The 22,188-nt window shown below is 41.1% G+C and carries 18 protein-coding genes; 11 read left to right on the top strand and 7 right to left on the bottom strand.

What is annotated here, in order from left to right; all coding sequences use genetic code 11:
- Positions 1-29: 29 nt before the first annotated feature.
- The 5 genes from lon to bolA all read right to left on the bottom strand — a co-directional run bounded on the left by lon (position 30) and on the right by bolA (position 7,516).
- Positions 30-2,384 carry an endopeptidase La gene (gene lon, locus M992_RS05515; protein WP_047256426.1) on the bottom strand — a complete coding sequence of 785 codons (2,355 nt, stop codon included), beginning with the start codon at positions 2,382-2,384 and terminating at the stop codon, positions 30-32.
- A gap of 190 nt (positions 2,385-2,574) precedes the next feature.
- Positions 2,575-3,852: an ATP-dependent protease ATP-binding subunit ClpX gene (gene clpX / locus M992_RS05510; RefSeq protein WP_053907676.1), complete on the bottom strand. Its 1,278-nt coding sequence runs from the start codon at positions 3,850-3,852 to the stop codon at positions 2,575-2,577.
- Positions 3,853-4,009: 157 nt separating this feature from the next.
- Positions 4,010-4,633, bottom strand: coding sequence for an ATP-dependent Clp endopeptidase proteolytic subunit ClpP (gene clpP / locus M992_RS05505; protein ID WP_053907675.1), 624 nt, complete (start codon positions 4,631-4,633; stop codon positions 4,010-4,012).
- 588 nt (positions 4,634-5,221) lie between these two features.
- Positions 5,222-6,526: a trigger factor gene (gene tig, locus M992_RS05500; RefSeq protein ID WP_053907674.1), complete on the bottom strand. Its 1,305-nt coding sequence runs from the start codon at positions 6,524-6,526 to the stop codon at positions 5,222-5,224.
- Between the two features lie 657 nt (positions 6,527-7,183).
- Entirely contained in the window at positions 7,184-7,516 is a 333-nt protein-coding gene (gene bolA / locus M992_RS05495; RefSeq protein WP_053907673.1) for a transcriptional regulator BolA, read from the bottom strand.
- 370 nt (positions 7,517-7,886) lie between these two features.
- Here bolA and M992_RS05490 point away from each other — a divergent pair, with 370 nt between their 5' ends.
- The 9 genes from M992_RS05490 (at position 7,887) to M992_RS05450 (ending at position 17,935) form a co-directional block, all read left to right on the top strand.
- Positions 7,887-8,465 carry a YajG family lipoprotein gene (locus tag M992_RS05490; RefSeq protein ID WP_053907672.1) on the top strand — a complete coding sequence of 193 codons (579 nt, stop codon included), beginning with the start codon at positions 7,887-7,889 and terminating at the stop codon, positions 8,463-8,465.
- A 149-nt stretch (positions 8,466-8,614) separates the two neighbouring features.
- Complete coding sequence (locus tag M992_RS05485) at positions 8,615-10,123, top strand: AmpG family muropeptide MFS transporter (RefSeq protein ID WP_053907671.1); 1,509 nt, start codon at positions 8,615-8,617, stop codon at positions 10,121-10,123.
- A 259-nt stretch (positions 10,124-10,382) separates the two neighbouring features.
- Positions 10,383-11,153: a nucleoside-specific channel-forming Tsx family protein gene (locus M992_RS05480; RefSeq protein ID WP_053907670.1), complete on the top strand. Its 771-nt coding sequence runs from the start codon at positions 10,383-10,385 to the stop codon at positions 11,151-11,153.
- A gap of 428 nt (positions 11,154-11,581) precedes the next feature.
- Entirely contained in the window at positions 11,582-12,529 is a 948-nt protein-coding gene (gene cyoA, locus M992_RS05475) for a cytochrome o ubiquinol oxidase subunit II (RefSeq protein WP_053907669.1), read from the top strand.
- A 4-nt stretch (positions 12,530-12,533) separates the two neighbouring features.
- Positions 12,534-14,525, top strand: coding sequence for a cytochrome o ubiquinol oxidase subunit I (cyoB, locus tag M992_RS05470; RefSeq protein WP_053907668.1), 1,992 nt, complete (start codon positions 12,534-12,536; stop codon positions 14,523-14,525).
- A complete protein-coding gene (locus M992_RS05465) occupies positions 14,515-15,129 on the top strand; it encodes a cytochrome o ubiquinol oxidase subunit III (RefSeq protein WP_053907667.1) in 615 nt (204 codons plus the stop codon). Before cyoB ends, M992_RS05465 begins: the two co-directional genes overlap by 11 nt.
- On the top strand, positions 15,129-15,461 hold the full coding sequence (locus tag M992_RS05460; protein WP_053907666.1) for a cytochrome o ubiquinol oxidase subunit IV: 333 nt from the start codon (positions 15,129-15,131) through the stop codon (positions 15,459-15,461). The genes M992_RS05465 and M992_RS05460 overlap by 1 nt, the downstream gene beginning before the upstream one ends.
- A 12-nt stretch (positions 15,462-15,473) precedes the next feature.
- The gene (gene cyoE / locus M992_RS05455; protein ID WP_047256438.1) at positions 15,474-16,361 is read left to right on the top strand and encodes a heme o synthase; all 888 of its coding nucleotides are present in this window, start codon (positions 15,474-15,476) and stop codon (positions 16,359-16,361) included.
- Positions 16,362-16,570: 209 nt separating this feature from the next.
- Complete coding sequence (locus tag M992_RS05450; protein ID WP_053907665.1) at positions 16,571-17,935, top strand: MFS transporter; 1,365 nt, start codon at positions 16,571-16,573, stop codon at positions 17,933-17,935.
- 147 nt (positions 17,936-18,082) lie between these two features.
- On the opposite strand, the gene M992_RS05445 is transcribed toward M992_RS05450, so the two are convergent.
- On the bottom strand, positions 18,083-18,574 hold the full coding sequence (locus M992_RS05445; RefSeq protein WP_047256440.1) for a YajQ family cyclic di-GMP-binding protein: 492 nt from the start codon (positions 18,572-18,574) through the stop codon (positions 18,083-18,085).
- Positions 18,575-18,813: 239 nt separating this feature from the next.
- Here M992_RS05445 and panE point away from each other — a divergent pair, with 239 nt between their 5' ends.
- Together panE and yajL are read left to right on the top strand one after the other, a co-directional pair.
- Positions 18,814-19,719: a 2-dehydropantoate 2-reductase gene (panE, locus tag M992_RS05440; RefSeq protein WP_053907664.1), complete on the top strand. Its 906-nt coding sequence runs from the start codon at positions 18,814-18,816 to the stop codon at positions 19,717-19,719.
- Positions 19,688-20,299: a protein deglycase YajL gene (gene yajL / locus M992_RS05435; RefSeq protein ID WP_047256442.1), complete on the top strand. Its 612-nt coding sequence runs from the start codon at positions 19,688-19,690 to the stop codon at positions 20,297-20,299. Before panE ends, yajL begins: the two co-directional genes overlap by 32 nt.
- Positions 20,300-20,553: 254 nt before the next feature.
- Here the strand turns inward: yajL and thiI are convergent, their stop codons facing one another.
- A complete protein-coding gene (thiI, locus tag M992_RS05430) occupies positions 20,554-22,005 on the bottom strand; it encodes a tRNA uracil 4-sulfurtransferase ThiI (RefSeq protein WP_053907663.1) in 1,452 nt (483 codons plus the stop codon).
- Positions 22,006-22,188: the final 183 nt, after the last annotated feature.

Here is a 22,188-nt window from a genome sequence, read left to right as displayed (position 1 = left end):
CTGAGTGGTTGATTAAACTCGCTCTGTTATTACTGTTTAGTTACCACTTCCATACCCATCGGTGGATTTTGCAATGCTAATGCCAAAACCTCTTCAATAGTTTTCACTGGATGAATTTCTAAATCAGCAATCACGTTATCTGGAATTTCTTCCAAATCACGTTTATTTTCTTCAGGGATCAGAACCACTTTAATACCACCACGATGCGCCGCTAATAATTTCTCTTTTAGCCCGCCAATTGGCAATACTTGCCCCCTCAACGTTATTTCACCGGTCATAGCAACTTCAGCGCGTACAGGATTACCTGTTAAACAAGAAACCAATGCGGTTGACATCGCAATACCGGCGCTTGGACCATCTTTTGGTGTTGCCCCTTCAGGCACATGCACATGGATATCACGTTTTTCATAGAAATCACTATTGATACCTAATTTGTCCGCACGCGCTCTGACTACGGTTAATGCAGCCTGAATTGATTCTTGCATAACTTCACCCAGTGAACCGGTGTAAGTTAATTTTCCTTTTCCAGGAACACAAGCGGTTTCAATTGTCAGCAGATCGCCGCCTACTTCAGTCCATGCTAATCCAGTGACTTGGCCCACACGGTTTTCAGTATCGGCACGACCGTAATCGACTTTACGTACACCTAAGAAATCTTTCAAATTGTCAGCAGTAATATCGATATGCTTAAGGGATTTATCCATCAGCAACGTTTTTACAGCTTTACGGCACAATTTAGAAATTTCACGTTCGAGACTACGTACGCCAGCTTCACGGGTATAGTAACGAATAATCCCCATAATTGCGCTTTCATCGATGGTTAATTCGCCTTTTTTCAATGCATTACGCTGAAGCTGTTTAGGCAACAAATGCTGCATTGCGATATTCAGTTTTTCATCTTCGGTATAACCGGAAAGACGAATAACTTCCATACGGTCAAGCAATGGCGCAGGAATATTCATCGAGTTTGAGGTCGCAACAAACATTACATCAGACAAATCATAATCGACTTCTAAATAATGATCATTAAATGCAATATTTTGCTCTGGATCTAATACCTCAAGTAAAGCTGAAGCGGGATCACCACGCATATCGGATGACATCTTATCGATTTCATCTAATAAGAATAATGGATTTTTAACCCCAACTTTAGCCATTTTCTGGATCAGTTTACCCGGCATAGAGCCAATATAGGTACGACGATGTCCACGGATTTCAGCTTCATCTCGTACGCCACCTAAGGCCATGCGCACGTATTTACGGCCTGTCGCTTTGGCAATAGATTGGCCTAACGAGGTTTTACCTACCCCTGGAGGCCCCACCAAACAGAGAATGGGCCCTTTAATTTTACTAACCCGGCTTTGTACCGCGAGATACTCAAGAATACGTTCTTTAACTCGCTCAAGACCGTAATGATCGCTATCTAACACTTCCTGCGCTTTAATCAGGTCTTTTTTCACTTTACTGCGCGCATTCCATGGAACTTGGATCATCCACTCAATGTAACTGCGAACCACTGTGGCTTCCGCTGACATTGGTGACATCATTTTCAGTTTTTGTAACTCTGCTTCCGCCTTTTCATGCGCCTCTTTCGGCATTTTGGCTTCTTCAATTTTACGTTTCAGAGATTCATATTCATCAGGCGTATCATCCATCTCGCCTAATTCTTTCTGAATCGCTTTCATTTGTTCGTTCAGATAATATTCACGCTGACTTTTTTCCATCTGCTTTTTAACGCGATTACGAATGCGTTTTTCAACTTGCAGCAGATCGATTTCAGATTCCATCATTTCCATCAGATATTCTAGGCGCTCGCCTACATCTGACATTTCTAATACACGCTGTTTATCCGCTAATTTCAACGGCATATGTGAAGCGATGGTATCTGCTAATTTATCAACTTCATCAATTGCATTTAGTGAAGTTAAAACTTCTGGTGGGATTTTTTTGTTCAGTTTGATATAGCCTTCAAACTGATTAATCGCCACACGGATTAATGCTTCTTGTTCTTTTTCATCAACAGCTTCAGACGTTAGGTACTCAGCCTGAGCCAAGAAATATTCACCATTATCTGTCAGTGTGCTGATATGGGCACGTTTTAAACCTTCTACCAGTACTTTGACTGTCCCATCGGGCAGTTTCAACATTTGTAGAACGGAAGCTACGGTACCGACAGAAAAAAGATCATTTACCCCTGGCTCATCAGTTGAGGCTTCTTTTTGGGCAACCAGCATTACCTGCTTGTCATGATCCATCGCTGCTTCCAGACTGTGAATGGATTTTTCACGTCCAACAAACAGTGGGATCACCATATGTGGGTATACCACTACATCACGCAGAGGCAATACGGGTATTTCAATGCGTTCGGAACGCTCAGGATTCATAAAGCTCTCTCTTCGTTTAGCTTACGCCAATTTAAGGGTTTCAAGGCACAAAGTGATCGAAACCGCACCTCAGAATATAAACTATATGGGGACAAGATTTTGACATTCAATAGTAATAAAGCGATTAAAAACAAAATGAGGGGATACCCCTCATTTTGCATAATGCGCTATTGATGGAAAATCCTAAGTGTTAATTATCACCAGAAGCTTGAGCATCAGGTTTACTGTAAATCAACAATGGCTCTGACTGCTCATTAATTACATTTTCATCAACGATAACAGTCGCTACATCGTTCATGGAAGGTAAGTCATACATTGTATTTAACAGAACACCTTCAACGATAGAACGTAAACCACGTGCCCCAGTTTTACGGGCCATGGCTTTCTTAGCAATTGCTTTTAACGCATCATCGCGAAACTCAAGCTCAACGCCTTCTAAATTAAATAATGCCTGATATTGTTTAGTCAGTGCATTTTTTGGCTCTTTAAGAATTTGAATTAAGGCTTCTTCACTCAGTTCAGTCAATGTTGCAACCACTGGCAAACGACCAATGAACTCAGGGATCAGTCCAAATTTAATCAAATCTTCAGGCTCTGCTTGAGACAGTAATTCACCTTCTGTGGCTTTTTCTGACTCACCTTTCACTTCTGCCGCAAAACCAATACCAGAACGAGTATTGATACGTTGGCCGATAACTTTATCTAATCCAGCAAATGCACCACCACAAATAAATAGAATTTTAGAGGTATCTACCTGTAAAAATTCCTGTTGTGGATGCTTACGTCCACCTTGAGGTGGAACTGCAGCTACTGTTCCTTCAATCAGTTTCAGCAGCGCCTGCTGAACACCTTCACCAGAAACATCTCGGGTAATCGATGGATTATCTGATTTACGAGAAATTTTATCAATTTCATCAATATATACGATACCACGTTGTGCTTTCTCAACATCGTAGTCGCATTTTTGCAATAATTTCTGAATAATATTTTCGACATCTTCACCGACATAGCCGGCTTCTGTCAGCGTTGTTGCATCTGCCATAGTAAACGGCACATCCAAATAACGCGCTAATGTTTCTGCCAGTAATGTTTTACCGCTACCTGTTGGACCAATTAGCAAGATATTACTTTTACCAAGCTCAATGCCCTCACTGGTTTTATCGCCATTACGCAGACGTTTATAGTGGTTATAAACCGCGACGGCCAGAACTTTTTTGGCTTTTTCTTGACCAATAACATAATCGTCTAAATGTTGACGAATTTCATGCGGCGTTGGCAAAGCACTGCGCTCACGATGAGGCGCTAATTCTTTGATCTCTTCACGAATAATATCATTGCAAAGATCGACACACTCATTACAAACATATACTGACGGGCCGGCTATCAGCTTACGCACTTCATGCTGACTCTTGCCGCAGAAAGAGCAGTACAACAGTTTCCCTGAACCCTCTTTGCGCTTATCTGTCATCAGTTGACCTCACTTATATGCGACTATCTTGCTTTTATTTAGAGCAGATAGGAAAATTTCATCGCGCTACTATCGATAGCATGGAAGATTGAAACTACCAATATCCTAGCGTTATTTCACAGGAGTAATCGGTAATTCAATCATTCATCAAGCTCGATTATCCACGGTTAGTATAAATATGATCGACCAGACCGTAATCTTTTGCTTCTGATGCAGACAAGAAGCGATCACGCTCGGTATCACGATTAATTTCTTCTAATGTTCTACCTGTATGGTGAGCCATTAGCTGGTTCATACGCGCTTTAACTTTTAATATTTCTTGAGCATGGATTTCAATATCCGTTGCCTGACCTTGATATCCACCTAATGGTTGGTGGATCATAACGCGAGAGTTCGGCAAACAGAAACGTTTACCTTTCGCGCCAGCGGTCAATAAAAATGCGCCCATTGAGCAAGCCTGCCCCATACAAATGGTACTTACGTCAGGTTTGATAAATTGCATTGTGTCATAAATAGACATCCCTGCGGTGATAACACCACCAGGCGAGTTTATGTAAAGATGAATATCCTTTTCTGGATTTTCAGCTTCTAAGAATAACATCTGAGCAACCACCAGATTGGCCATATGATCTTCCACCTGACCCGTCAGGAAGATAATACGTTCTTTTAATAAACGAGAGTAAATATCATACGAACGTTCACCCCGAGAGGTCTGCTCAATGACCATTGGCACCAATGCCATATGGGGTGCTAAGTGATCCTGACTGTCAAAATGTGACATTTCTATCTCCTATTTAAATCTTACTGGTGCTTGAGCTTAATAATTTAATCTAGAATGACACTCGTCACGCTAAAAAATGGCGATTTTTTAATTAAATAATGCGTTTTACTCGCCTATTTTATCATTCGCTGTTTATTTATAGCTTGTACAACGCATTATTTACAAGGTGCTATTTACTCGGCGTTATCGACAAACATATAACTAACAAGCGAGCGGCCTATAACTACCGCAGTAGTTATTATTGGTGTTATTACAGGCGAAAATAATTTAGCGTCATCTAAAATAGTTTAACACAAGTGAACTGGGATACACCGACTTCTCGCGCGTCAGCAAACAGCCGACTTATTATAAATAAAAAAAATCCAAAACTGCTCTGGTTATTTTTAGATCAATAAAAAGTATCTATGCTCGAGCTATATACAAACTCTGTACGAACGATGTACAAACGACTTTTAGTATGACTTAAAATATCTTGGGGTTAATTATTTTTTTTCAAGGTCTATCAATATTCTTGCCACTTAATAGACAAAAAACCCGTAGCTAATCACTACGGGTTTCTTACTTAAGAACATCTCAGAAAAGAAAGGATTAACCCATCTGAACTTGATTCATCAGCTCAGTGAAATTAGTTTCTTTTTCTGTAACTTTCGCCGCTTCCAGTAATTTCTCTACTGCTTGCTCTTCAAGAGCTAAGTTGCGAACGCTATCCATCAACTCATTGTTCTTGCTGTAGTATTCGATAACTTCAGCAGGATCTTCATAAGCAGATGCCATTTCTTCGATCAGAACTTTGACACGATCTTCATCAGCTTTCAGCTCATTAGTGCGAATAACTTCACCTAACAGCAGACCGATAACGACGCGACGTTTAGCCTGTTCTTCAAACAATTCACGAGGCAGTTCCATCGCTTGTTTTTCATCGCCACCGAAGCGTTGTGCAGCTTGACGACGCAGAACATCGATTTCACCATCGATAACTGCAACAGGAACATCGATGTCATTCGCTTTAACCAGGCCATCAAGAACCTGAGCTTTAACACGGCTGCGAATTGCATTTTTCAATTCACGTTGCATGTTTTTACGAACTTCAGCACGCAGACCGTCTAAAGTACCATCAGCGATACCGAAACGTTTGATGAATTCTTCAGTAAATTCTGGCAGTTCGCGTTGTTCTACTTTTTTCAGAACGATTGCAAACTTAGCCGCTTTACCTTTCAGGTTTTCAGCATGGTAATCTTCTGGGAAGTTAACATCGATATCGAATTCTTCACCAGCTTTATGACCAACAACACCTTCTTCAAAACCTGGGATCATGCGGCCTTCGCCCATAACCAGCGCGAAATCTTCAGCTTTTCCGCCTTCGAATTCTTCGCCATCGATAGAACCAGAGAAGTTAACAGTAACACGAGAATCAGCCGCAGCGGCTTCGTCAGTTTCTTTCCACTCTGCTTGTTGTTTACGCAGAGTATCCAGCATGTTATCAACGTCTTCTTCTTTAACTTCAACCGCTGGTTTTTCAACTTCAATGGTATCTAAACCTTGTAGTTCGATTTCTGGGTAAACTTCAAATTCTACAGAATAAGTGAAGTCTTTACCGTCTTCAAACTGCTCAGGTTTATAGCTCGGTGCGCCGGCTGGATTAACTTTGTTTTCAATGATTGCATTGATAAAGTTACGTTGCATAACGTCACCTAGAACATCCTGAAGTACAGATGCGCCATAACGCTGTTTAACGATGTGCATTGGTACTTTCCCTTTACGGAAGCCATCAATGCGAACTTTTTTCGCAGCATTCACTAATTCGCTATTTACTGCTTTTTCAATATCGGCAGCAGGAACGGTGATTGTTACACGACGCCCAAGGCCTTGAGTCGTTTCAACAGAAACTTGCATCTTGTTACCTCAAAAAAAAATCTTAGTGCTCGGTCAACTCCAGAGTTATGTCAACGGTATAAACCGATAACAATCTCCCTTCCAGAACCGGGGCCGCCATATTGACGAACGATAATCCCTGTATCAGAAGCATCCCGAAACCTTACTGAAAATTAGACGCAACATTATACCGATGCATGAGGGTTGAGTCGAGAAAAGCCGATAAAAGAGGCAATTATTCCTGTTTTTTGTGACTTTTCTGACTTATATGCGCTAAAACCCCTCACTTACCTGGAGAAAAAACAACCAGTCCGGTATTCGATCGCGATAAATATAAATAAAACACCTTTCACCGAGAAAAGAAAATCACCACATTATCGGCAAATTAGTTATTTTATTTATCCTTAACGACATATTAACTGCAATGTCTTCGATAACTTAGGTTTTCTACAACCCTATTTTATATGGATAGATTTCTACTGCTTTGTCTTATGCAACTAAGCTTTATACCACTAAGCTTTATACAACTATATTTTATAAAACTATAACTTCTACAACTATACCTTAAATAATGTCCGGCATGCAGAAGACTATGGCTGATAAATTGACGTATTAAGTGTGCCGGATAGTCCAACAGAGTCAACACCCTACGCTAGAATTATCTTATCTACGGTAGGATTAATGCTTACCGCCACCGCGACATGCAGGCGATGATAACTTCGTATCTTGTAATTCATGCCATTCTTGCGGTGTATACGTATGGAGAGCCAAAGCATGAACACTGCCCGCCAGTTCTTCAGCAAGAAGCGCATAAATCGCCCGATGGCGGGCGATCATACGCTGTTCGGCAAAGCGCTCAGTGACAATAATAACTTTAAAATGGCTTTCTGCACCGGGCGCCACATTATGTTGATGGCTTTCATTAATAACATCGATAAACGTTGGCGAAAATTTTTGCTGTAATTTATCCATAATGTGTTGCTGTAGATTCTCTGCTTGCTGTTTAGACATAAGGTAACCTCTTGGTAAACGGTCTTTTTTTAGCTATATTTTTTACAAATATCATAATTGCCATCATTACGATAATCGAATAACCTCATATTACAAGATAGTCGAGATTTTTATTATCATCGCCAATGATAGGGATATCTGAGAATGCCAAGGCAGTGTTATAATAATCGCTGTAGATTTTGTTACCCGGATAAGGGTAACTCAACGCAGGCATTGTTGTGTGTAATGCTATAATTTAACTGAATTATCTACGATTTTATATTTTATGATGCCATCTATAACGATAGAATTAAATCGTTGGGTATCCCCCGAATAAAGATGCACATTAACGGAACACATTTAATTAAGAAAGATTAACCGGAAAAAAATTATGCTGAAAAGACTCTGTTTTCCACTCTTCGCTATTTTGTTGCTGGCTGGCTGCGCAGCACCAAATAATACCTTATCTTTAGAGCCTAAAATTACGCTACCAGCACAAAATCAAGCACAAGGAACACACTCGATTAGTATTACTAGCGTGGATAATCGCAGTTCAAAATCGTTAGCGGAAATTAATCGTGATGGAAAATTAGTACAATTAATACCTTCACGAGAACCTCGTTACTTATTGCAAGAAGCGGTCGAAAAACAAATGAGTGCACGCGGTTTTACTGTTAGCTCACCCGCAAATATTAATTTAGTTATTCAATTGAATAGTCTGAATGCTAACGTTCAGGAAGGCAGCTTACGACATAATATTACCGCACAAACTAGCGTAACCATTGATGCTCAAGCGCCAAATGGTGCCAAGACGACACGAACCTTCAATCGTAATTATAATGAGCAAGGACCGATGGGTGCTAGCAATGCTAAAATTGAAAGTGCCATTAATACCGCGCTAACCGATATTATTGCTGATATGGCTAATGATCAGGATCTTAGCCAATTTATTAAACAAAATTCGAATTAATTTTTCATCATCTATACCTCAATACATACTCAGATAGCAGAATATAGCAAGCTCACGGTAAAAATATCGTTAGCGTTGTTACTTGTTCTTCTTGAAATATAAGCGGTATATACAAAGGCTTCGTCGCGTAGCAGAGCCACAGGATTACTATGAGTCGCCCTTTATTGCCTAATTCAATCGCCCTGATCCTATTAGGTTTTGTGTCAGGCCTCCCGCTTGCTCTAACCGGCGGTACTCTCCAAGCGTGGTTAACCGTTGAAAATGTTGATATTAAAACCATCGGCTTTTTCTCCTTAGTCGGGCAAGCTTATGTTTTAAAATTTCTGTGGTCGCCGATGATGGATAGGTATACGCCTCCGTTTTTAGGCCGTCGTCGTGGCTGGTTAGTCACCACACAGATTTTACTGGTTGCCAGTATTGCGGGGATGGCCTTTATGAATCCGTCACAGCATCTATGGTGGCTAGCCTCATTTGCCGTTATCGTCGCCTTCTGCTCAGCATCACAAGATATCGTCTTCGATGCCTATAAAACTGATTTATTGAGTGCAGAAGAACGCGGTGTTGGTGCCGCTGTGTCAGTCATGGGCTATCGAATCAGTATGTTAGTGTCTGGTGGGCTCTCTTTATGGATGGCTGATACCTTTTTAAGCTGGAAGCAACTGTATTTATTAATGGCCGCATTAATGCTCATAGGGGTTGTCACTACTTTATTCGCTAAAGAACCCGAAGATAATTGCGCCCCGCCCGCTTCATTAAAAGACGCTATTTATGAACCATTAGCCGAATTTTTTAGCCGTAATAATGCATGGTTGATTTTATTATTACTGATTTTTTATAAAATGGGTGATGCCTTTGTAATGGCATTAAATACCAACTTTTTATTAAATGGCTTAGGTTTTAGTCTCAGTGAAGTCGGGGCGGTCAATAAAACTGTCGGGATGACAGCAACCATTGTTGGCGCATTACTGGGCGGCTATTTGATGAAAGAGATGAGTCTATTTAAGGCGTTACTGGTCTTTGGTATTCTGCAAGGTGTCTCTAATATTGGTTATTGGTTCTTGGCAGTAACTCCGGCGAATATTTATTCGATGGGCTCAATTATTTTCCTAGAAAATATATTTTCCGGTATGGGAACCGCGGCCTTTGTCGCATTATTAATGACGCTGTGTAATAAATCGCTATCCGCCACTCAATTTGCTTTATTATCGGCACTCTCTGCCGTTGGTCGCGTTTATATTGGCCCTGTCGCTAGCGTATTAGTCAGTAATTACGGCTGGCCACTGTTTTATCTTATTTCTATCGGTGTAGCTTTCCCGGGCATAATACTGTTATTAGCCTGCCGTAACTCGCTGTTATATACCCAAGTTACCGGGATGTTCCAGCGCCGAGTATTGTTTCCAGCTGCTTATAAAATTGCCGTTAAAATATTATTAGTAAGCGTAATACTTTTAGGGTTATGGTTGCTATCAATATTAATTTTCAGTTTTTCTACTATTAAAATCTACATGTTTATCCAACAATTAGATCTTTGGTTAAACCTAAACGCATATCAGGATATTTTATTTAATACTGGAATATCGATTGGCTGTATTAGCTTAATTCTTGGCGGATGTCTCGATTTCTTTGCAGTGAAAAAAGCCGTTGAGCAGAGCCACTAATCCTATATTTAGCTAAAATGCTGGATAACAACCCAGCATTTTATTAATTAATCGATTATTAATAAAAATAAACAACTTGAAGTCGCTCAGTAAATTTAACCATTCTCCGCCCTATTAAGTGACGCAGATCACTTAGCCAATGAAATCTATTTTTTATTTACACTATAAAAGTCTAAAATATCACAGTTTTAGGCAAGTCAGCATTGGCTGAATATGAATGTAATCACTTAATAATTAAATGATGATAATAATATAAAAAATGAAAAAACAATTGCTATGTCTAACCGCCCTAGCCTCTTTATCTAGTGCTGCACACGCTGATTTTTTAGGCTATCAGAATGGTTTTGCCGATCTCAACGTCAATTATTTAGATTGGTCTCGCCACACAGAAAACAAATCAAAAGATGGCTCACGTAAACAAGACTTTGCTTATATTGAATTAGAAGGCGGAGCAAACTTTAAGTGGGGTGAACTGTATGGTTTCTTCGATCTAGAAAATCCATTCCACAAAAGAAGAACTGAGCCAAGCCGTAATCAACGCTATACGGTAAAAACCACCAGCCGTATTTATTTAGGCGAAACGGGTTTTAACTTGTACGGACATATTTATGGTACTTGGTCAATGCCAGGTGCACGCTATGGTGGTAACTTCCATGAAGTCAATACACTGTATGGGGTTGGTTATAATACCGGTATTGGTAATCTATGGTTCAAACCTTTTGTTGCACTACATTATGTTGATCAAACCTATTATTCTGGCAATAACGGCTATGTTGTCGGCTGGGTAGCTGGCTATAACTTCAAAGTATTAAAAGAAGATTTCGCCATCACCAACTGGCATGAAATGGAATTCAACCGCAATGAACGCTACGGAAATGGTGGCAGTCACGGTATTAATGGTGCAGTCGCTTTATGGTGGAATGCAACGCCTAATTTAGCGGCTGGTGTACAATATCGTTACGCTGATAATAAATTAGGTGAAGACTTCTATCAGGATGCGATTGTTTATACATTAAAATATAATTTCTAAGGTGTCGAATTAATCACCAATAATAACGAAGATATCTCGCTATTATTTGGTTTGAGGATCCCTAATACGCCCTTATCGATAAGAACGACTGCCCATCAGTCGTTCTTTATTATTAAATAAGCCTCATCTTTTTACCTAATAAAACCGATATATAGTCGTCGATGTTTAAACTAATCTTTTTTTGTTTCTTTTTTCTTTTAAAAATTACAAAGATATTTTAAGATTAAGCGCGCTTTATCAAAGGATCGTTAAATCCTAAGCTATAAATTTAACTTTTAGCTAATGATGCTTTCACATGTGATCACATCTACATAAAGAGCCAACATTTCGATTTCTTTACCTTACAATTGTTTACACTACTATAACCTTACCGTAAAATGCCCACACTGATGAAACGACAATAGAATTTTTGTCATTTGGGGTCGTGGATGAGACTTATGAACTACAAAAAAAGTATTGGAGCAATCTCACTGTTAGTGGCTTCCTTATTATTAGGCGGTTGCGATATGGTGTTGATGGATCCTAAAGGCGCCGTTGGTGTCGAGCAGAAAAAGCTAATCCTAACTGCGATTGGCCTCATGCTGATAGTTGTGATCCCGGTAATTATCATGGCAATTGCATTTGCTGTGAAATATCGTCAATCAAACAAGTCAGCTACTTACCGTCCTAACTGGGGTCATTCAAATAAAATTGAATTAGTAGTTTGGACCATTCCTATCATTATTATTATTATCCTTGGGACAATCACGTGGAAAACAACCCATGAGCTGGATCCTTATCAGCCATTAGTGAGCGACCAAAAACCAATAACTATCGAAGTTATTTCTACCGACTGGAAATGGGTATTTATCTATCCTGAACAAGGCATTGCCACCGTCAATGAAATTGCTTTCCCGACGGGTGTTCCTGTTAACTTCAAAATCACTTCAGATTCTGTAATGAACTCTTTCTTCATTCCTGCTCTGGGTGGACAAATTTACGCCATGGCAGGTATGCAAACTAAATTGCACCTGATTGCTAACGAACCGGGTACCTATAAAGGTATCTCTTCAAGCTACAGTGGTGCTGGATTCTCTGACATGAAGTTTAATGCGATTGCAACACCGACGCAGGAAGGCTTTGATGAGTGGGTTCAGAAGGTAAAAGCTTCACCAAAAACGCTTGATACTATGCAAGCATTTGATGAGTTAGCTAAACCTAGCCAAAAAGTTCCAGTTACCTACTTCTCAAGCGTAAAACCTAATCTGTATGCAGATATCGTGATGAAATTCGGTCATGAGCATCACGCGGGTATGACGTCTATGGATCACAAAGAACAGTCTGCGGATCACTCTATGAATATGAGCCATTCAGCTCATGCAGGCGTTGAGGAATAAGGGCATGTTGGGAAAATTAACACTTGATGCAGTCCCGCTCCACGAGCCAATTATCGTAATCACCCTATTAGCTATTATTATTGGTGGTTTAAGTGTAGTCGGCGCGATTACTTATTTCCGTAAATGGAAATGGTTATGGGGCGAATGGTTAACCACCGTTGACCATAAAAAAATTGGTATTATGTATATCATCGTGGCGATGGTCATGTTGTTCCGTGGATTTGCGGATGCAATCATGATGCGTAGTCAGCAAGCACTGGCCTCTGCCGGTGAAGCAGGATTCTTGCCACCTCACCATTACGATCAAATCTTTACCGCGCACGGCGTTATCATGATTTTCTTCATGGCGACACCGTTTGTGGTCGGTTTGATGAACTTAGTCGTTCCCCTTCAGATTGGTGCGCGTGATGTTGCGTTCCCATTCCTGAACTCGTTGAGCTTCTGGTTCTTCGTTGTCGGTGTCGTTCTGATTAATATCTCTTTAGGTGTTGGCGAATTCGCACAAACCGGTTGGTTAGCGTATCCACCATTATCCGGCAAAGAATATAATCCGGGTGTCGGGGTCGATTATTGGATATGGAGTCTGCAAATCTCAGGTATCGGTACTTTACTGACTGGGGTTAACTTCTTCGCTACCATTATCCGTATGCGTGCGCCTGGTATGTCGATGATGAAAATGCCAGTCTTTACTTGGGCGGCATTCTGTACCAACATCCTAATTATCGCCGCATTCCCTATCCTAACAGTGACTATTACTCTGTTGACCCTTGACCGTTATCTCGGTACCCATTTCTTTACCAATGATATGGGCGGCAACATGATGATGTACATCAACCTGATTTGGGCTTGGGGTCATCCTGAAGTTTATATTCTAGTCTTGCCAGTATTTGGTGTGTTCTCTGAGGTTACTGCAACCTTCTCCAAAAAACGCCTGTTTGGCTATACCTCGCTGGTATGGGCAACTATCGCCATTACTGTACTGTCGTTCATCGTTTGGTTACACCACTTCTTCACCATGGGATCAGGCGCTAACGTCAACGCGTTCTTCGGTATTGCCACCATGATTATTTCAATCCCAACCGGGGTTAAAATCTTCAACTGGCTATTTACCATGTATCAAGGCCGTATCGAATTTAAATCCCCAATGCTGTGGACAATTGGCTTTATCATCACCTTCTCTATCGGTGGGATGACCGGCGTTCTGTTAGCGGTTCCAGGGGCTAACTTTGTCCTGCATAACAGCTTATTCCTGATTGCTCACTTCCATAACGTAATTATCGGCGGTGTAGTCTTCGGTTGTTTCGCGGGTATGACTTATTGGTTCCCGAAAGCATTTGGCTTTACGCTAAATGAGAAATGGGGCGTTCGTGCATTCTGGTTCTGGATCATCGGCTTCTTCTTTGCCTTTATGCCACTGTACGTTCTTGGCTTTATGGGAATGACACGCCGTATTAGCCAGAACATCGACCCTCAGTACCATACCATGCTGCTAGTCGCATCTTTTGGTGCACTCCTAATAGCTATCGGTATTCTGTGCCAAGTTATCCAAATCGTTGTCAGTATCCGTGATCGCCACGAAAACCGTGATTTAACCGGTGACCCGTGGGGAGGACGTACGCTGGAATGGTCAACATCTTCACCACCTCCATTCTATAATTTCGCGATTGAACCCAATGTTCAAACCCGTGATGCGTGGTGGGATATGAAAGAAAAAGGTACTGCACATCAGCGCCCTGCGGGATATGAAGAGATCCATATGCCGAAAAATACAGGTGCTGGCGTGATTATTGCCGGATTCAGTCTGGTGTTCGGTTTTGCCATGATATGGCATATCTGGTGGCTAGCGATTATTGGTTTCGCAGGTATGATTGTCACCTGGATTGTGAAAAGCTTTGACACAGACGTTGATTTCTATGTACCTGTGGCTGAAATCGAAAAAATCGAGACTAAGCATTTTGAAGATTTAGACAAGGCAGGTGTAAAAAATGTCAACTAATACAATGACTAATCAGAATGAGGCCCATGCAGAGCATGGGCACCACGATGCAGGAGCTACCAAAGTCTTCGGTTTCTGGATCTACCTGATGAGCGACTTAATTCTGTTTGCCAGCCTGTTCGCAACCTATGTTGTGTTATCCGGCGGTACGGCAGGCGGTCCGAGCGGTAAAGACATCTTCAGCCTGAAGTTTGTCCTAGGCGAAACTTTCTTATTGTTGTTCAGTAGCATTACTTATGGTTTTGCAATGCTGGCGATGCATAAAGGAAAAGTTGCTACCGTTAACCTCTGGTTATTCGTGACTTTCCTGCTAGGTCTTGGCTTCGTTATCATGGAAGTTTACGAATTCCATGAATTGATTTCAGAAGGTTATGGTCCAGATCGTAGCGGCTTTTTATCTGCGTTCTTTGCTTTGGTTGCTACTCACGGCCTGCACGTTACCGCAGGTCTGGTGTGGATTATCATCATGATGATCCAAGTTTCATGCCGTGGTTTAACCCAAGTAAATCAAACACGTCTTAACTGCTTGAGCCTGTTCTGGCACTTCTTAGATGTGGTTTGGATCTGTGTATTTACCGTTGTTTATCTGCTGGGGGCAATATAATGAGTCATGTTAAAGATGCTCATACAGGAGCGAGCCACGGTAGTGCCAAAACATACATGATTGGCTTTATACTGTCAGTTATCTTGACAGTCATCCCATTCTGGATGGTAATGGAAGGCACTGCGTCTCAATCCACGATTTTAGCGGTTGTGGTTGGTATGGCAGTGGTTCAGATCCTAGTACATCTGGTGTGTTTCCTCCATATGAATACATCATCAGATGAACGCTGGAACCTGATTGCATTCCTGTTCACTTTGCTAATCATCGGTATCGTTGTTATTGGCTCTCTGTGGATTATGTACAACCTGAACATCAATATGATGCTCGACTAAAGAGTCGCCAATATGTTTAAGCAATACCTGCAAGTGACCAAACCAGGAATTATTTTCGGAAATTTAATTTCTGTGATCGGCGGTTTTCTGCTCGCGTCGAAAGGCGTGATTGACTATCCCCTGTTCATTGCGACTTTGCTGGGTGTATCACTGGTTGTGGCATCTGGTTGTGTATTTAACAACTATATCGACCGTGATATCGACAGGATCATGGAAAGAACCAAAAATCGCCCTTTAGTTAAAGGGCTGATTGACCCGAAAGTTAGCCTGATTTATGCCGCTGCTCTCGGTATTGCTGGCATGGTGCTGCTACTTGTAGCAGCCAATGCCTTGGCAATGCTTATCGCGGTTGCCGGTTTTATTGTCTATGTCGGGGTTTACAGCTTATATATGAAGCGTAAATCCGTCTATGGTACTTTAATCGGTAGTTTGTCAGGTGCTGCGCCTCCGGTTATTGGTTATTGCGCTGTCACTAATGAATTTGATGCTGGCGCATTGATCTTGTTATTAATTTTCAGCTTATGGCAAATGCCGCATTCATACGCCATTGCAATTTTCCGTTTTAAAGACTATCAAGCAGCTAATATTCCCGTTTTGCCGGTCATCAAAGGAATTTCAGTCGCTAAAACGCATATTATCCTCTATATTCTGGCCTTTATGATTGCAACAGTAATGTTGGCGCTCAGCGGTTACGCGGGTTACAAATATTTAGTTGTTGCAGCTGCGGTTAGCCTATGGTGGCTAGGTATGGCTATTTCAGGATTTAAAACCACTAATGATGATCGTGTCTGGGCACGCAAACTGTTTATCTTTTCCATTATTACGATAACCTCTCTGAGCGTAATGATGTCTGTTGACCCAACAGTTTCCGCTGATACGGTACTGACTTATGTCCGGTAATCTGCTGAATAATCGCTAGCAAAATAAAAGATAGTTGATAATGGCAGGTAAATCCTGCCATTATTGTCTTTATCAAATAGCGGTTATCAAATAACATTCATTGAATAACCCGCACATTGACAGCATCAACCTTAACCACCAGCCAAATCGCATGTTTATTTCTAGGAATGTCCCTAGAATTACGTGTTTATATTTTTTGAGGTAACACCATGAACGATAATAAAATGACACCGCGGGAACTCAGAGCCACGTGGGGTTTAGGATCGGTTTTTTCCTTGCGAATGCTGGGAATGTTTATGGTTTTGCCCATCCTCACCAGCTATGGCTTAGAACTCAAAGGAGCAACTGAATTTCTGCTCGGACTGGCTATTGGTATCTATGGGTTAAGTCAGGCTATTTTTCAAATTCCTTTTGGCTTTTTATCCGATCGATTCGGTCGTAAGCCGATAATTGTTTTTGGACTGCTCATTTTTATTGCCGGCAGTATATTAGCTGCGTTAAGTGACTCTATTTGGGGAATTATTATCGGCCGAGCATTACAAGGTGCCGGGGCTATTTCAGCCGCCGTAATGGCCTTACTCTCAGATTTGACTCGCGAACAGAATCGAACTAAAGCGATGGCATTTATCGGAATTAGCTTTGGTCTAACCTTCGCTATCGCCTTAGTTTTAGGCCCAATTCTAACCCATGCTATAGGTATCCAAGGATTATTTTGGGGGATCACCCTGCTAGCGATTGGCGGGATCCTCATCACTCTATTTGCGGTACCAAATAGCCAGCATCATAGCTTAAACCGCGAATCAGGATTTGTTAAAGGCCATTTACGTGCTGTTTTAACTCACCCGCAATTGCTTAAACTTAATTTTGGTATTCTTTGTCTGCATACATTACTGATGTCTAGCTTTGTCGCCCTGCCATTAATAATGACCCATGCCGGATTTGCCGCAGAGCAGCATTGGAAAGCCTATCTAATCACTATGTTAGTCGCCTTTGTAGCCGTTCTGCCTTTTATTATTTATGCTGAAAAACAGCGTCGAATGAAACAAGTTTTCTTGTTCTGTATCGCGCTATTGTTTATTGCCGAGATTGTTCTGTGGCTTTCTGGCGATAATTTATGGATTATTTTCCTCGGGATTCAACTATTCTTTATCGCCTTTAATGTTATGGAAGCCATTTTACCTTCACTGATCAGCAAAGAAGCACCCGCCGGTTATAAAGGCACTGCGATGGGAATATATTCCACCTGTCAGTTTTTAGGCGTAGCTATCGGGGGGATTTTTGGTGGCTGGCTATATCAACATCAAGGCGCATCTGGCGTATTTATCGGTGGATTAATTGTTGCTTCGCTGTGGTTCATTGTCAGCTTAACAATGAAGCAGCCCCCTTATACCAGCAGTATTCGTCTGGTAATGCCCCATCGATTTAAAGCTATTCCAGCGCTACAGGCTAAACTTTCACAGCAACCGGGCGTCAGCGAAGTCGTTATTGTCGTCGATGAAATGAGCGTGTATGTCAAAGTCGATAAAAAACTCACGTCTCGCGAGCAGTTAGAATCTATTGTTAACGCCGAATAGTTGGTTGAATAAATAGCTCTTTGAATAATGAGCGCAATAGTTAAATTCAATCAACGTAATGACAGCCCGAAGCTCGATTGGGCTGTCATTAACTTACTCAATAAAAAGCATTTAATAGAAAAACGAAATAAAGACCGGCAAGTAATCTTAATCGCGGAAGTTATTAAACTGAAACGGCTGCCCCAAATCGCTCTGACGAACCAAATTCATCACTGCCTGTAAATCATCGCGCGATTTTCCAGTCACTCGTACTTGCTCACCTTGAATTTGAGCCTGTACTTTTAACTTGCTATCTTTAATCAACTTAACGATTTTCTTAGCTTGTGCAGTATCGATCCCCTGCTGCAATGTCGCTTCTACGCTGTACATTTTACCGCTGTGTAGCATCTCACTGGGTACCGTTAATACGGCACCATCAATACCGCGTTTAGACATTTTTTCGCGTAGAATATCAACCAGTTGGTTAACCTGAAAATCAGATTCACTGGTCAACTTAATCGATTCATTTTTTTCATTCAGCTCAATACTGGCGGTCACGTTACGGAAATCCCAGCGACTGGTCAGTTCTCTTTGAGCGTTTTCGACCGCATTACGAACTTCATGCAATTCAACTTCAGAAACAATATCAAATGATGGCATGCTCTATGACCTCCTGATAATCAATAGGATGGAATGATAGCCTCTTTCTATTACAAGGAAAAGAGCCGACCCGGAGGATAATAAACTCGATTTATGCTTTTATATACCAACCCGTGAGATCACCGTGAAATAAGAGAGAGATAAAAAATAGCTTTGGTTTATCTCCTCAATATAGACGCTATAATCTCCTCATATAGCAAAAATAGGAAACAACAAATCGTAGATAGCAGGGAGAACAATTGAAAATTACGCTAATTGGTTGTGGTTCTATCGGCAAACTGTGGCTTGCGGCTCTGCATCAACAGCAACATGAGGTGCAAGGCTGGCTACGACTTCCAAAAGAGGAATTGTCTTTATATATCAATAATGTGAATGGCGATACATTTAACCAGGTTATTGCGAGCAATGATTTGGCGCACTTGAAAGCCAGTCAGTTAATTATTGTTTGTCTAAAAGCCTGGCAGGTCTCAGCCGCGTTAAACCCGCTCAGTGATCTTATCGCAACTGATTGTCCTATTTTATTGCTGCACAATGGTATGGGTACCCTCGATGAGCTGCAATTTAATCAGCATCCGCTGTTGGCAGGAACAACCACTCATGCGGCTTGGCAAGATAACCACCAAGTTTTCCATGTTGCTCAAGGAATTACACATATTGGCGCCGTCAATCAACCTGCCCAAAATTACAGCTATATTGCCGATATTCTGCATCAAGCCCTACCAGATGTCGCATGGCATAACCAAATTATCACTACTTGCTGGCAAAAACTGGCGGTTAACTGCGTGATAAATCCATTAACGGTACTGTATGATTGTCATAATGGTGAGCTTCTCAATTATAGCGATCAAATTCAGCTTTTAATCCATGAAATCTATCAAGTTATGGTCGCAGAAGGGCTCTATACCGAAGAACAATCTTTATCTCATCATATTAATCGCGTGATCACCGATACCCATCAAAATTTTTCATCGATGTTACAGGATGTCAGAAATCAACGCCGTACAGAAATCGATTATATTACGGGTTATCTCCTCAAACGAGCGCGACTTTACGGTATTAATACCCCCGAGAATGATCGCATTTATCATCTTATTAAATATAGGGAACAACACTATGACAGTTTCGGTACTGGTCTGTCTGGCTAACGGCAGTGAAGAAATGGAGGCGGTAACAACTATCGACATATTGGTAAGAGCCGGTATAAACGTTACGACGGCCAGTGTGACTAATGATGGCTCAACCCAGATTACTTGCTCGCGTGGCGTCAAGCTTATCGCCGATTATCCGCTCGTTAAAATTGCCGATGAGCCTTTTGATGCGCTAGTGTTGCCCGGTGGATTATCCGGTGCAGAAACCTTCCGTGACAGCCCGTTAGTGATTGAAAAAATTCGCCGTATGCATCATGAAGGTCATATTATTGCGGCTATTTGTGCTTCTCCAGCGGTTGTATTGGAATACCATCAATTATTTCCGATTGGCAATATGACCGGCTATCCGAGTTTAAAAGATAAAATTGCAAGCAACAAATGGGTCGATAAACGTGTCTATTTTGACGAGCGGGTCAATTTATTAACCAGTCAAGGGCCGGCTACCGCGATTGATTTTGCGTTGAAATTAATTGAGTTATTAATTGATAAATCAAAAGCCGCTGAAATCGCCGCTGAATTAATATTACCGCCGGGGATCAATAACTATGTCGATAATCAGTGGTTATTTGAAAATTAATAATTAGCTTACCATAAGGCTATATTCGATAAAAAAGTCGGAGATATTGAGAATGGATCTCCTCAATTGTCTCCAACTTTTTATATTGCCGAGCTTATAAATCAATTTGTATATGAATTAATCTGTTTATTAATCAGCTAGCGTATTCATCAATTAACTTACAAGCCGCTGAGCTGCTCTTAGTAAATGATGAAAATAGCTAAATAATATCAATAAGTCTCGCCAGAAAAATCACCCTGTGAAGCCTAGCAGAATTAAGGACGATACACTTTAACGTTGGTGTATCCCTGCTCATGCAAATACAGCGCTTGCAGACGACTCATTACGCCTCGGTCACAGTACAACATGTAGGTTTTATCTTTCCCTAACTCTGCAAATTGTGTCGTTAATTTGTAGAATGGGATATGGATCACTTCCACATTGTCGATATGCAGTGGTTTAACTTCAGCTTCATCATTAGAACGAATATCAACGATGATTTCATCCTGAGCAGCTATTTCACTCACCGTTTCAACTTCTGTCACTTGCTGTTTACTTTCAGTCGCAATTTGACGGATATCCAGATTTTGCGCTTGAGATACCGCGTTCTCTAATACCTCGAAATTGAAATGAGCTTCTTCTGCTTCAATTTTTTCTTTAATAGCTTTTACGGTCGGGCTTTTTGAAATAACACCGCAGAATTCTGGCATGGTACGAGCTAAATCTTCCGTACCGATCTGTCTGGCCAGATTAATAATAGTTTCTTTATCGTGCGAGATTAAAGGCCTTAAAATTAAGGTATCGGTCGCATTATCGATCAAACGCAGGTTGGTCAATGTTTGGCTAGAAACTTGGCCTAATGCTTCACCAGTGACCAGCGCCTGAACGCCATAACGCTCTGCAACTTTAGAGGCGGCACGTACCATCATGCGTTTGAGCACAACGCCCATTTGCCCATCGTCTACTTTTTCAAGAATTTCAGCAACAACTGGTTCAAAGTCAATAGCAACAAAGCGCACTTTATGGGAGCTACCAAAACGGCTCCATAAATAATGAGCCACTTGTTTTACGCCGATTTCATGGGCTGCACCGCCTAAATTAAAGAAACAGTAATGCACACGACAACCGCGACGCATCAGCATATAGCTGGATACGCCAGAGTCAAATCCGCCCGAAATTAATGATAAAACATCTTCTTGAGTACCAATTGGGAAACCACCGATACCTTCATAGCGTGCTTTAACTAAAATTAATTTTTCATCTTCAATTTCAAGATGAACAGTAACCTCAGGTTTAGTTAATTTAACTTTGGCTGATGCTATATTTTGGTTTAATCCACCGCCGATATAACGTTCGGCATCAATTGAACTAAACTCATGTTTCCCTTTACGTTTTACACGAACACAAAAGGTTTTATTTTCCAGCGCCGGCGCATAAGCCTGATGAGTCATTTCATAGATATGATGCAGACTAGTAAATGGATGTTCTTCAACTTCTAAAATATGATGAATACCGGGAATACGCGTTAATGCGTCACAAATTTCATCGTGACGAATCTCACTTTTAACCCGTACCGCAATGTTATCCCAATGACGAACAACTGCGATATCATCGCCGAAGGATTTAAGTACATTACGAATATTGCTGGTTAGTATTTTAATAAAACGCAGTCTTACTGACTGGCTTTTAATAGTAATTTCTGGGAATAACTTAATGATAAACTTCATAATTGGCTGTACAGTTAATTTATAATTTAGGCGGTTATATCCCCCGTTTCCCTTAAAGCACAGACTGGTTTATGCTAAACCATGCCGCAGCGTAACGTATCTAATTCGGTTCGCTGCCGCTCTGCATCTAAAAGTTTGGGGAGATAAATTAACGCAATGAATGATAGAAAGAAGCGTTAACTT

The sequence above is a fragment of the Moellerella wisconsensis ATCC 35017 genome, from assembly GCF_001294465.1.
Classification (GTDB): Bacteria; Pseudomonadota; Gammaproteobacteria; order Enterobacterales; family Enterobacteriaceae; genus Moellerella; species Moellerella wisconsensis.
The sequence above is the reverse complement of the archived record's forward strand: the minus strand, read 5'-3'. Positions and strand labels throughout refer to the sequence as shown.

Bases quoted from the DNA above. Each gene is read 5' to 3' on its own strand.
- lon (WP_047256426.1), bottom strand. From the start codon at position 2,384: ATGAATCCTGAGCGTTCCGAACGCATTGAAATACCCGTATTGCCTCTG.
- clpX (WP_053907676.1), bottom strand. From the start codon at position 3,852: ATGACAGATAAGCGCAAAGAGGGTTCAGGGAAACTGTTGTACTGCTCT.
- clpP (WP_053907675.1), bottom strand. From the start codon at position 4,633: ATGTCACATTTTGACAGTCAGGATCACTTAGCACCCCATATGGCATTG.
- tig (WP_053907674.1), bottom strand. From the start codon at position 6,526: ATGCAAGTTTCTGTTGAAACGACTCAAGGCCTTGGGCGTCGTGTAACA.
- bolA (WP_053907673.1), bottom strand. From the start codon at position 7,516: ATGTCTAAACAGCAAGCAGAGAATCTACAGCAACACATTATGGATAAA.
- M992_RS05490 (WP_053907672.1), top strand. From the start codon at position 7,887: ATGCTGAAAAGACTCTGTTTTCCACTCTTCGCTATTTTGTTGCTGGCT.
- M992_RS05485 (WP_053907671.1), top strand. From the start codon at position 8,615: ATGAGTCGCCCTTTATTGCCTAATTCAATCGCCCTGATCCTATTAGGT.
- M992_RS05480 (WP_053907670.1), top strand. From the start codon at position 10,383: ATGAAAAAACAATTGCTATGTCTAACCGCCCTAGCCTCTTTATCTAGT.
- cyoA (WP_053907669.1), top strand. From the start codon at position 11,582: ATGAGACTTATGAACTACAAAAAAAGTATTGGAGCAATCTCACTGTTA.
- cyoB (WP_053907668.1), top strand. From the start codon at position 12,534: ATGTTGGGAAAATTAACACTTGATGCAGTCCCGCTCCACGAGCCAATT.
- M992_RS05465 (WP_053907667.1), top strand. From the start codon at position 14,515: ATGTCAACTAATACAATGACTAATCAGAATGAGGCCCATGCAGAGCAT.
- M992_RS05460 (WP_053907666.1), top strand. From the start codon at position 15,129: ATGAGTCATGTTAAAGATGCTCATACAGGAGCGAGCCACGGTAGTGCC.
- cyoE (WP_047256438.1), top strand. From the start codon at position 15,474: ATGTTTAAGCAATACCTGCAAGTGACCAAACCAGGAATTATTTTCGGA.
- M992_RS05450 (WP_053907665.1), top strand. From the start codon at position 16,571: ATGAACGATAATAAAATGACACCGCGGGAACTCAGAGCCACGTGGGGT.
- M992_RS05445 (WP_047256440.1), bottom strand. From the start codon at position 18,574: ATGCCATCATTTGATATTGTTTCTGAAGTTGAATTGCATGAAGTTCGT.
- yajL (WP_047256442.1), top strand. From the start codon at position 19,688: ATGACAGTTTCGGTACTGGTCTGTCTGGCTAACGGCAGTGAAGAAATG.
- thiI (WP_053907663.1), bottom strand. From the start codon at position 22,005: ATGAAGTTTATCATTAAGTTATTCCCAGAAATTACTATTAAAAGCCAG.